Origin of the sequence: Vibrio fortis (assembly GCF_000695685.1) — a bacterium.
GTDB classification, from domain to species: domain Bacteria; phylum Pseudomonadota; class Gammaproteobacteria; order Enterobacterales; family Vibrionaceae; genus Vibrio; species Vibrio fortis_A.
The window spans coordinates 1-11,815 of sequence record NZ_JFFR01000022.1 but is presented as its reverse complement, the minus strand read 5'-3'; the positions used below and the strand labels follow the sequence as shown (position 1 = coordinate 11,815).

Genomic DNA, 11,815 nt, shown 5'->3' with positions numbered 1-11,815 from the left:
TGTATATTGTCTTTGTGATTTTACTTTCATGACACTTAATACTCCGTATTAAGTGTCTACTTTAATGGGGTCACATCAGAAGGATTGAAAGACATCTAGATTGTCGATACAAACAAAAAAGGCTCCCATCGTAGGAGCCTTTTGTTTTATGCCTTAGCAATACAAAGATTCAATGTAGCCTGTTGGCTTATTGAGGTTGTACACCTTTTGCGTTGTTCATGTATTGGAAGAAGTCTGTCTTCGGATCCAGTACTAGAATGTCGCTCTTATCGCTAAATGATGATTCATAAGCTTGCAGTGAACGCATGAAGCCAAAGAACTCAGGATCTTTGTTGTATGCGTCAGAGTAAATCTTCGCTGCTTCTGCGTCTGCGTCACCTCGAGTAACACGCGCAGTACGGTCAGCTTCTGCCAGTACTGTTGCTACTTCTAGTTCAGCTTGTGCACGAATTACTTCTGCACGCTCACGGCCTTGAGAACGGTGCTTACGAGCAACCGATTCACGCTCTGCACGCATACGCTTGTAGATTGAGTCACTGATGTTGTCTGGAAGGTTAATCTTCTTCATACGGAAGTCGACAATTTCCACACCTAGATCTTTCAGTGCACTTTCACGTGTATCCGCAAGAACATTTTCCATGATCTTGTCACGCTCACCATCTACCTCTAGCGCTTCAGCAGCAGCAACCGTTGTTACTTCCTCGCTGTCAGCAGAATCTGGCAGAACATCGTTGTTACGAGGGCCTGATACGATTTGCTTGATCTCACGAGAACCGATTTCCGAACGAAGTACATCTGTCACTTTACGCTCTAGAAGTGCTTGCGCTGTTAGTGCGTTACCACCACCCGTTGCTAGGTAGTATTGACCGAAGTCTTGAATACGCCATTTCACGTACGAATCGATGATTACGTCTTTTTTCTCAGACGTTACGAAACGGTCAGAACGGCCATCCATTGTTTGAATACGTGCGTCTAGTGTTTTCACACGGTCAAACAGAGGCAGTTTGAAGTGCAGACCAGGTTCGTGGATTCGAGAGATGTCGTTGTTATCTTTCAATACACGACCGAAACGAATCACGATACCGCGCTCGCCTTCTGGAATCACAAACACAGACATCAACATCAGTGCTAGCGCAACAACCAATACAGGGATCATTAACTTACGCATTATTAGTATCTCCCTTGACGTGAGCTATCTGAACGAGACTGAGAGCTCGATGGCGTTTCAGTTTGAGTTTCTAGTTCAATCTGATCGTAAGTTGATGGTGCTTTAGTAGAGCGAGAGCCCGACTTAGAACCACCTTGAGCGCCTAACTTATCAATCGGTAGGTAAAGTAGATTACCGCTCGATTCAGAGTCAATCAGCACTTTAGATGTGCTTGAGTACACTTTTTCCATTGTATCTAGGTACAGACGGTTACGTGTTACTTCTGGAGCCGCTTGGTATTCAGGAAGTAGCTTTTCAAACTGAGCTACTTGACCAAGTGCACCATTGATAGTGCGCTCTGAGTAACCCACAGCTTCTTTCTTCAAACGCTCTGCACGACCTGTTGCTTTAGGAAGAATGTCATTTCGGTAAGCTTCTGCTTCACGCTCGAAACGCTCTTCATCCTCACGAGCCGCGATTGCATCATCAAATGCATCTTTAACTTGCTCAGGTGGACGAGCCGACTGGAAGTTCACGTCTACGATTAGGATACCCATGTCGTAGCTGTCGATAATGCGGTTCAGTGTTTCTTGAGTGCTTTGACGAATCTGTTGACGACCGCTGGTTAGGATACTATCCATTAGCGAGTCACCGATTACTGCACGAAGCGCAGAATCTGTTGCTTGGCGTAAGCTGTCATCAGCATTCGTAACACGATACAAGTACTTGTATGGGTCTGAAACACGGTATTGAACACCCATTTCAACCGTTACTACGTTCTCGTCTTTAGTCAGCATGGTGCCAGAAGCACGCAGTGAACGGATCGCTTGAACGTTAACCAGCTGTTCATCGCTGATTTGGTCGATGAAACGAGGGTGCCAGTTTAGGCCCGGCTCTTCAATACGGTCGAACTGACCTAGTCGAAGTACCACAGCTCTCTCTGCTTCACCTACGGTGTAGAAACCCGCAAAGAACCAGATAGCGATAGCAATAACTGCAATGACACCAAAGCCAATTGCACCACCGCCACCAACAGATGAACCGTTGCCACCTTTTTTACCAAACTTGCCACCCAACTTTTGACTCAGTTTGTTAAACACTTCGTCTAAGTCTGGCGGTCCTTGATCTCGGCCACCGCGATTATTCTTATTACCCCAAGGGTCATTATCGCGGCCGTTATCGCCGTTGTTATTTCCAGGCTCATTCCACGCCATTAGAAAGCTCCATCATTTGATATGACGTTATACTGTAGCAGTCTCTGTGGTAACGATAAAGTCACCTAAGAGTGCCCCTTCTCTTTTTTCTAGTTTAGACCAATCCACTTGTTGCATTCGGATATCTATCAACAGGTTACCATTTTCATCATATTCTTCTTGTTGAATAGATTTCAACTGAAAAAACAGACTACGAATACGACCCTGATGTTGAGGTGGAATGCACAGTCGATATTGAACCATTTGGCTTGCTAGACGTTCTGTCAGCGCCTCAAACAGTAATTCAATGCCTTCCCCTTCCATTGCCGAGACCCAAACAGCGCGTGGTGCGCCCTCTTCGTCTCGTTCAATGCGAGGTTTTTGGTCTTCCATGCAGTCAATCTTGTTCATGACTACAAGGGTTGGCACCTCATGAGCATCGATTTCTTCTAATACATCATGAACTGCCTGAATATTCTCACGAAAGCGGTCATCACTGGCATCAACAACATGTAACAAAATGTCAGCTTCCTGCGTCTCTTGTAACGTTGCTTTAAATGCCGCGACTAAATCGTGCGGTAGGTGACGAATAAATCCTACAGTATCTGCAAGGATTGCCGGACCTACATCAGTCAGATCGATTTTGCGTAGTGTTGGGTCTAGCGTTGCAAACAGTTGGTCTGCCGCGTAAACACCAGCACGGGTGATCTGGTTAAACAGTGTTGATTTCCCTGCGTTGGTATAACCAACAAGAGAAATGGTTGGGATTTCAGCTCGATTACGAGCACGGCGGCCCTGTTCACGTTGCTTAGCTACCTTAGCTAAACGACGCAATATCGCTTTTATACGGTCACGCAACAGACGTCGATCCGTTTCTAGTTGAGTTTCACCTGGACCACGAAGACCGATACCACCTTTTTGTCTCTCAAGGTGAGTCCAACCGCGAATCAGTCGAGTAGAGATATGACGAAGCTGAGCAAGCTCAACTTGTAGCTTACCTTCATGAGTTCGCGCACGCTGTGCGAAGATATCTAAGATAAGACCAGTGCGGTCAATCACACGACACTTACACAAGTGCTCTAGGTTGCGCTCTTGGGCAGGAGAGAGGGCGTGATTAAAAATCACAATTTCAGCCCCAGTTAGCTGAACGGCTTGAGCGATTTCTTGGGCTTTACCCTCTCCGACGTAGTATTTAGGGTGCGGGGACTGACGACTACCAGTAATCACTTGTAGTGTTTCTACCCCCGCAGAGGAGACCAGCATTTCACATTCGCTTAAGTCTTCCCATTCACCCTCTTGCGTGAAGTTGATATGAACAAGTACGGCTCGCTCACCGGATTCATAACGGTCAAACAAGCAACCAACTCCTTATTACAGCTTTAGCTGTATTGATTGAACTATTAATCTTCAGATTTCTCTGAACGATCAGCTGGTGCACGCTCACCGCTGTGGTGGCTAACTGCACGAGCAGGAACCACTGTAGAGATAGCATGCTTGTAAACCATTTGGTTTACTGTGTTCTTCAGTAAGATCACAAACTGATCAAAAGATTCGATCTGACCTTGCAGCTTAATGCCGTTTACAAGGTAGATAGATACTGGAATGCGCTCACGACGTAGTGCATTTAGAAATGGGTCTTGCAGCGATTGCCCCTTAGCCATTTTATTTTCCTTATTTTGTATTTTGTTGTAATTATTTAGCTAGTGGTGCACAAAAAGGTGCGGCCTTTGCATCTGAGCTAAACGAATAAAAAAACTCCGTTGTTATTGAAAGGCTGTAAGTTTAAAAAGCCTCAATAACGGATCCTTTCCAGAGTATATTCACGCAAAAGCGATCACATTATACACAGCTATGCTAGTCAGATGCTATTGCATCTGAAAGAGTTTCTAGCGCTTGTTCAATGTTTTCGCTATCTAACCAAGTCAAATCATCCCAACTGCGTAACCAGGTGATTTGGCGCTTGGCCAATTGACGGGTTGCACAGACTCCACGGAATACCGCTTCGTCAAGGTCACAATTCCCATCTAAATAGTCCCACATCTGACGATACCCTACGCAACGGATCGATGGTAGATCAGGATGAAGATCGTCTCGAGCGTATAAAGCTTTCATCTCATCTTCGAAACCTGCCTCTATCATTTTCTCGAAACGCAGTTCAATTCGACGATGCAGTTCAGCCCTTTCCTTGGGAGCTATAGCAAATTGCTTCACACGAAATGGCAGGCTATCGCCCTTCGTTTGAGTTAGCTCTGTTAATGTTTTACCCGAAATTCGAAAAACTTCCAATGCTCTTGACAATCTTTGTGGATCATTCGGATGAATTCTTTCTGCAGATACTGGATCAATCTCTCTTAATTGATCGTGCATAACTTGCCAACCGTGCTCGTTTGCTTCTGCTTCAATCTGTTTACGAATCTCTTGGTCTGCCGCTGGTAGAGGGGATAGCCCTTCTAACAATGCCTTGTAGTAAAGCATAGTACCACCGACCAATAATGGTATTTTTCCTGCTGCAACGATGTCGTTCATCTCTTTGAGCGCATCACGACGAAAATCTGCCGCAGAGTAGGATTCACTTGGATCTAAAATATCGATCAAGCGATGAGGTGCAAGTGCTAACTCTTCTGCGTCTGGTTTCGCAGTACCAATATCCATATCTTTGTAGATCAACGCCGAGTCCACACTGATGATCTCTACCGGGAACTTCTGACGTAGGCGAATGGCTAGATCTGTTTTACCTGATGCGGTTGGCCCCATTAAAAACAGTGCTAAAGGTAGTTTCTGAGTCATGATATTTGTTTTTTGCTTCTCTGTTAGAGCGCTCTGTTTTTCAGAGCTTAGTGCTGCGCAAACTTACCGCGCAACTCAATAAATTAAACCGTAAATGCTGCAATGGTCGCTGAAAAATCAACTGGGTTTACAAACTCAGGATCATCTAATGGAAGTAGACCGTGCCAGAGCTGTTCAAGTTCCCCAACTAATTGAACCGCTTCAGATAAAGTGTAGTCGCTTTTTACCTGCGCGGTTTGGATACCAATCCAATTGACCAACTGTTGCATGCTTTGAACGTCGTTGGGTTGGATATTGCGCGAAGCCGCGTACGATAACAGATCTGGGATTAAAGTTTGTAAGTTTTGCTGCCTTAGAGGTGATGGCACTCCCATCACCATAATCGCTTCGCTGTTTCTAGCTTTAAGCTCAATGCCTAACAAGTTCAGTTGAGGGCTCAGTGTTCTCATCACCTCAACCAACTCACTACCAAGTTTCATCGATAGAGGCACCAATAAAGGCTGACTTTTCAAAGCGCCATGTTGGGTGTTCAATTGCCCCACCACACGCAAATATTCTGCTTTCGCCAGTGATAACAACAAGCAGCCATTTTTACTTCCCATCGCTAAATACTGCTGGTTCACCACAGTAATCGCTTTGCCAAGCTCGGCAATGATCGGCCTTTCAACCGGTGGGTGTTCTGCTACAGGAGCTGCCCTCGAGGATGAATCTTTTGAAAGCGCGCTGTCACCTGCTGTTGAGTTTGGAAACTCTGGTGTTTGCAGTAGCTCTTTGTAGGCTTTCACTTCACGCTTAGACGGTGCCGGTTCTGCATGATGTTGGTTCGAAGGCTTGTCAGGTTTTGGCGCAGGACGAGATTCAATCCACTCCTGACGCGGAGAGCCCGTAAAGCTGGTCGCTTGTTCAACTCGACCACCATAACCGGAACTTCGTTCGCCCTCTGATTGAGAGCCCGCTCTTGGGCGACTCTGGCTATAACTCGGTGCACGATCTTGAACCGACTCTTGAGCATGCTCTGATTCCGCTTTTCTTGGATAAGCAGGTGTCTTATCGATCGCCTCTCTTGCTCGCTCCGACGCTTGAGCAGCACCTATTGGCGAAGAGGGCTGTGAGGTTTGTGGCGAAACAAAGGTATCAAGACCCTCTGAGTGATTAACAGCTTCAGAGTAACCAGTGGCTTCATCACTCGATTCAGGCACTTGGTGAAAAGCAGATTGATTGAGTGGTGCGGCTTCAATCTGTTTGGTTTGCGCCAATCCATCGCTTAACGCTTGATAGATAAAATCATGCACCAGACGCGCTTGATGGAAACGTACTTCGTGCTTGGCTGGGTGAACGTTAACATCCACTTGATGCGGGTCGAGCTCAATAAACAGCACGTAGGTAGCAAATTGATCAGGGCGTAGGCTGGTCTCATAGCTTTGACGAATCGCGTGATTGATCAGCTTGTCGCGCATCATACGACCATTCACATAGCAGTATTGCAAATCGCTCTGCTGTCTCGCACCTTCTGGTGTGGTGATCCAGCCATGGAGTTTAAGCCCTTGGTGCTCTAACTCAATCTTGAGCATATGGCGCACAAACGCATTGCCACATACAGCCGCAATACGTTTTTCGGCTTGAATTTCTGTTTTCGCCGCTCGGTATTGGCGGATCATCTTGCCGTTATGGCGCAGATTAATCGTCACATCAAAGCGGCTCAAGGCAATGCGCTTTAGCAGCTCGTCAATATGAGTAAATTCGGTTTTTTCAGTACGCAGAAACTTACGTCTTGCCGGCGTATTGAAGAATAGGTCCAAGACTTCGACGGAGGTGCCGATTGGGTGTGCAGCTGGCTGTAGTTTTACCGCCATGTCACGCCCTTCACTATACGCTGCCCACGCTTGGTCTTGCGTCGCTGGTCGCGATGTCATGGTTAAACGCGCTACCGAGCTAATACTCGCGAGTGCTTCACCACGAAAACCAAGACTCACAATCGCTTCAAGGTCATCTAGGGTATGAATCTTTGATGTCGCATGTCGGCTTAGCGCCAACCCTAGTTCATCTTTGACGATACCTTTACCATTATCACGAACACGAATCAGCTTGGCGCCGCCCTTCTCGATATCAATGTCGATTCGGGTTGCACCAGAGTCCAAGCTGTTCTCCACCAACTCTTTAACAACCGAAGCAGGTCTTTCGACCACTTCTCCGGCTGCAATTTGGTTAGCAAGACGCGCTGGTAATATCTTAATCGTCATAATGGTTCCCTGCTCACTCTGGCTCTCTACTGATTATTTGTGAGGAATCACCAAAACTTGCCCAACGGCTAAGCCGTCAGAGCGCAGTTTGTTTGCCTTACGAATGCTGTCTACCGTCACCCCATATTTAGAGGCGATCTTGCCAAGGTAGTCGCCGCGCACAACTTTATGTTTGCGTAGTGGTAGTGCCTTAACGCTAATGGTGATCTTAAGCTTTTGACCTACTTTTAAGACGTCAGATCTTAGATTGTTCTCGCGCTTGATTGCTGAAACGGTCACACCATATTTATTAGCGATACCACCTAAGAACTCACCGCGCTGAACCACATGAGTCACCGTGCGTCGTTCAACATTGTTACTTGTGCTCTGGTTAGTCCCTGGAACCTTCAACTTCTGGCCAATAGCCAAGCTTGTTGATTTTAGGTTGTTCATCGCTACCAAGTTTTGAGTGGTAGTTCCGTACTTCTTCGCAATCACTGACAGTGATTCACCGCGCGACACCTTATGAGTAATCGTAGAAGCGACTGGAGCAGATGTAGGTCTTGCTGTGTTGGATAGCACTATTCCTTCTGGAGGGTTCGCTTTCAGGTATTTCACCACCGCGGTTGTAATCGCGGTCGCTAGCTTATCTTGATGTGAGCGCTGGAAAAGCAATCTCTCTTCTGTCGGGTTTGAGATAAAGCCAGTCTCTACCAACACCGAAGGAATTTGTGGTGAACGCAATACCGCTAGACTGGTGTTGATTGGCTTGCGGTTATGCAGCTTAGCCACTTTACCCATCTCAGACAGGATTTCCGTTGCCAATTTATAGCCCTCTTTTTGAGAGTGACTAAATTGTAGGTCTAACAGCGTTTGGTTAACGTTCTTATCATCAATGTTATTGGTGAAAGCCGCACCGCCCCCGCCCAAGAGCTCCGATTGTTTCTCTTTGTTCTCAATCCAACGGGAGATTTCTGTGTTAGCACGACGAGTATTGAGTACGAATACAGAACCACCACGAGGTTGAGGCGTTGTGAATGCGTCTGCGTGAATCGAAATCAACAGGTGCGCTTCATTTTCACGAGCAATCGCAACACGACGGTTGAGATTTACAAAGTAATCAGCATTACGAGTCATACGAGTTTTAATGCCAGGAACCGCTTCTAACTTAGCCGCTACCTTCCTGGAAATACTCAGAACCGTGTTCTTCTCATACTTGCCAGACGGTCCAATTGAGCCTGGGTCTTCACCACCGTGTCCAGGATCAATCACGATCAAAATATCTTTTTTACGCTGAACCTGATCAATGCTCTTACTCACTGTTGAACTGCTCGAAGAGCTTGAGTTAGACGATGATTTTTTCGTTTCACCATGTGGAAGATCGATCACCAAACGGTGGCCATATTGACCACCCGGAGTTGGGCTCAATTTGAAGATTTCTGCTTTTGTAGACTTCTTCAGCTCAAACACTAAACGGTAGGTTGTTTTCTCTGGAGGAGAACTCTTGCGAATCTTTTTTAATACAGGGCTATCTGTAACGGTGACCGGCAATTTGGTCGCGAGATTGGTACGTTTAAGATCAACCACCAAACGGTTGGGGCTGGTCAAAGTAAAATAGCTAAAATCAGCTTCAGACTTTAGATCAATAACAACTCGGGTTTCTTCAGGGGAAGGCCACACACGCAACCCTTTTAAAGAGTTCGCAGCAGCAAGGGAAGAAAACAACAATGAGAAAACAGCGGCCATCATGGCCACTGTGGAAAGAAGGCGTTTAGAAATCAACATAACTCCAACTGACTAAGTAAGCGTTGTCCATATTCACTGTTAGCGGTTAAAGAGACGATTCGGTGATCATCTTGGTAACGGATATCGATATCAAGATCAGCTTCTGGCAATAGACCTTCACCCTTCTCTGGCCACTCAACGAGGCAGATAGCGTCAGGAGTAAAGTAGTCACGAATACCCATGAACTCTAACTCTTCAGGATCAGCAAGACGGTATAGATCGAAATGATATACCTGCCAATCTGCCAATTGATATGGTTCAACCAGAGTATACGTTGGGCTTTTTACATTTCCTTGATGACCAAGCGCTTTTACAAAGCCACGACTAAATGTCGTTTTACCTGCGCCAAGATCGCCATGCAAATAGATAGTGGTTTGCTGTGAGCATAGATTTGAAAGCTCCGTCCCCAGTTGAATCGTTGCTTGCTCATCTTTCAAAGTAAATTGTTTTGTGCTCATGAATACGTTCTCTAAAAATCGATCGTTGACTATATAAAAATCAAAAGAACAAGAATAGTAAACCGTGAAGGTTTTGAGAGACAAGCATTCAAGTGTAAGTAATATGAAAAATAGCGATGAATTTGCCTCTGTTCTGGTCAACACTATTAAGATCCGTTAAGATCCGCCCCCATTTTCGCTCATGCCAAGATATAAACTGATTACCAGGCTATGAATAAAGTTGCGACCAAGCTATGAATCTAGACCACCTTGCTGAACAAATTAAAACTTGGGGACAAGAGCTCGGCTTCCAAAAAGTAGGCATTTGTGATGTCGACTTAAGTGAGCATGAAGCAGCTTTACAAGCGTGGCTAGATGCTGGTTACCACGGCGATATGGATTGGATGGCACGCCATGGCATGATGCGCGCAAGGCCTGATGAATTGCACCCAGGTACAGTACGAGTGATCAGCGCTCGCATGAACTATCTACCACCTGAAGCTCAATTCGCGACTAACCTTGCAGACAGCACCCAAGGCTATATCAGCCGTTACGCGCTGGGTCGTGACTACCACAAACTGTTTCGCAATCAGTTAAAAAAGCTCGGTCAGAAAATCGAAAAAGAGATTGAAGGTTTGGACTATCGTCCATTCGTCGATTCTGCACCTATATTGGAACGACCTTTAGCTCAAAAGGCTGGTCTAGGTTGGACGGGTAAACACTCGCTCATTCTCGATAAAGAAGCAGGCTCATGGTTTTTCTTGGGCGAGTTGCTAGTCAATATTCCACTACCTGTGGATGAACCGAATACAGAAGAGTGTGGCAAATGCACTGCTTGTATGACTTCTTGCCCTACTGGTGCCATTGTGGAAGAAGGTATTGTGGATGCTCGTCGCTGCATCTCTTACCTGACTATCGAATTCGATGGTGTTATTCCACTCGAGTTTCGTGAAGCGATTGGTAACCGAATCTATGGTTGTGATGACTGCCAACTGGTTTGCCCTTGGAATCGACATGCAGATGTTAGTAAGCAAAGCGACTTTCATCGCCGTGAAGCATTCCAAGATATCGATCTAGTAACACTGGCAAGCTGGGATGAAGCGACCTTTCTGAAAAAGATGGAAGGTTCTGCGATTCGACGCATTGGACATACGCAATGGCTACGTAATTTATTCGTTGCGATGGGTAATGCGCCTTTCCAACAACGCATCATTGATATTTTAGAATCTCATTTAGGTAATGATGAGATGCTCGACGAACATATCCAATGGGCGTTAGAAAAGCAGAATCAACAATTGCCCAATACAGTACAAACTGCCCTTTCAACAATCTCTCCTCAAGAGTCTGTGAATAAGATTGAAAGCAAGAAAAAGCGACTTATTCGAATTGTAGAAAAAGGCCTGCCAAGAGACGCTTAGTGTATTCACCATGAATATCAGTCGCTAAGCTTGATACACCAAGGTTAGCGGCAAAATGACGGTAAGCTGTTTCATAGAATTAAAGCACAATGTTTGACCTTGTTCTCAAATTTTATAATGTGGAAAAGAAATTAATTTCCCTCAAACTTTCCACATAGCAGCAAAGTTAAACACAGTTCGGATAAATGACTAAGATCAATAAACAACAAGTTAACGATCCTTCCAGTTACCTACCCAACCAAACAAAAACAATTAAAAACAACAACTTAAAATAAAACAGAACAATTTAGAGAAATTATATTAGGAAGGATCTTTTCAGTAGCACTTGAGGATTAAGGCTGAAATAACTTTATCAACCAAGTTATCCACACAAGAAAAAGTGTGGATAAGTCTGTTTACAGATATGAAAAACCTCAGATATCTTCTTTAGAAACCTGATAGTTATTAGCATTCCATTAGCTAAGACAAATTTGAGACAAAAAAATATCCACCAAGTGTATTGGAGGATTGATTTCTTTTTTAAGGGATGATGCTTCGCAGCATTAAAGAAAGAGCTTAGGCTTACAGCCTATATCCAAGCTAGATGGGGGGGGGGGGGGGGGGGGGGGGGGGGGGGGGGGGGGGGGGGGGGGGGGGGGGGGGGGGGGGGGGGGGGGGGGGGGGGGGGGGGGGGGGGGGGGGGGGGGGGGGGGGGGGGGGGGGGGGGGGGGGGGGGGGGGGGGTGCATTGTTAAGTACAATGAAACTTTAAATTGGAGCGACACACGAGGTTCGAACTCGTGACCTCAACCTTGGCAAGGTTGCGCTCTACCAGCTGAGCTAGTGTCGCA

10 protein-coding genes and 1 tRNA gene are annotated in these 11,815 nt (G+C 45.9%); 1 reads left to right on the top strand and 10 read right to left on the bottom strand.

From position 1 onward, the window contains the following. Positions 1 to 187: 187 nt before the first annotated feature. The 8 genes from hflC to tsaE form a co-directional block, all read right to left on the bottom strand. Entirely contained in the window at positions 188 to 1,168 is a 981-nt protein-coding gene (gene hflC / locus VFDL14_RS10605; RefSeq protein ID WP_032551492.1) for a protease modulator HflC, read from the bottom strand. A 2-nt stretch (positions 1,169 to 1,170) separates the two neighbouring features. After that, complete coding sequence (gene hflK / locus VFDL14_RS10610; RefSeq protein WP_032551491.1) at positions 1,171 to 2,361, bottom strand: FtsH protease activity modulator HflK; 1,191 nt, start codon at positions 2,359 to 2,361, stop codon at positions 1,171 to 1,173. Between the two features lie 27 nt (positions 2,362 to 2,388). Beyond that, positions 2,389 to 3,696 carry a ribosome rescue GTPase HflX gene (hflX, locus tag VFDL14_RS10615; protein WP_032551490.1) on the bottom strand — a complete coding sequence of 436 codons (1,308 nt, stop codon included), beginning with the start codon at positions 3,694 to 3,696 and terminating at the stop codon, positions 2,389 to 2,391. A 44-nt stretch (positions 3,697 to 3,740) separates the two neighbouring features. Beyond that, a complete protein-coding gene (hfq, locus tag VFDL14_RS10620) occupies positions 3,741 to 4,001 on the bottom strand; it encodes an RNA chaperone Hfq (RefSeq protein ID WP_032551489.1) in 261 nt (86 codons plus the stop codon). Positions 4,002 to 4,194: 193 nt separating this feature from the next. Continuing rightward, the gene (miaA, locus tag VFDL14_RS10625) at positions 4,195 to 5,127 is read right to left on the bottom strand and encodes a tRNA (adenosine(37)-N6)-dimethylallyltransferase MiaA (protein ID WP_032551488.1); all 933 of its coding nucleotides are present in this window, start codon (positions 5,125 to 5,127) and stop codon (positions 4,195 to 4,197) included. An 83-nt stretch (positions 5,128 to 5,210) separates the two neighbouring features. Next, a complete protein-coding gene (gene mutL, locus VFDL14_RS10630) occupies positions 5,211 to 7,367 on the bottom strand; it encodes a DNA mismatch repair endonuclease MutL (protein ID WP_032551487.1) in 2,157 nt (718 codons plus the stop codon). A gap of 33 nt (positions 7,368 to 7,400) precedes the next feature. Next, positions 7,401 to 9,131 carry an N-acetylmuramoyl-L-alanine amidase gene (locus VFDL14_RS10635; protein ID WP_032551486.1) on the bottom strand — a complete coding sequence of 577 codons (1,731 nt, stop codon included), beginning with the start codon at positions 9,129 to 9,131 and terminating at the stop codon, positions 7,401 to 7,403. Continuing rightward, complete coding sequence (gene tsaE / locus VFDL14_RS10640) at positions 9,125 to 9,589, bottom strand: tRNA (adenosine(37)-N6)-threonylcarbamoyltransferase complex ATPase subunit type 1 TsaE (protein ID WP_032551485.1); 465 nt, start codon at positions 9,587 to 9,589, stop codon at positions 9,125 to 9,127. Before tsaE ends, VFDL14_RS10635 begins: the two co-directional genes overlap by 7 nt. 233 nt (positions 9,590 to 9,822) lie before the next feature. Between tsaE and queG the strand changes: the two genes are divergently transcribed. Beyond that, the gene (gene queG / locus VFDL14_RS10645) at positions 9,823 to 10,986 is read left to right on the top strand and encodes a tRNA epoxyqueuosine(34) reductase QueG (protein ID WP_032551484.1); all 1,164 of its coding nucleotides are present in this window, start codon (positions 9,823 to 9,825) and stop codon (positions 10,984 to 10,986) included. A 568-nt stretch (positions 10,987 to 11,554) separates the two neighbouring features. Here queG and VFDL14_RS24850 read toward each other — a convergent pair. Both VFDL14_RS24850 and VFDL14_RS10650 read right to left on the bottom strand, forming a co-directional pair. After that, positions 11,555 to 11,749: a hypothetical protein gene (locus tag VFDL14_RS24850; protein ID WP_152549246.1), complete on the bottom strand. Its 195-nt coding sequence runs from the start codon at positions 11,747 to 11,749 to the stop codon at positions 11,555 to 11,557. Continuing rightward, positions 11,739 to 11,814: transfer RNA gene (locus VFDL14_RS10650), tRNA-Gly, on the bottom strand. The genes VFDL14_RS24850 and VFDL14_RS10650 overlap by 11 nt, the downstream gene beginning before the upstream one ends. Between the last annotated feature and the right edge of the window lies 1 nt (position 11,815).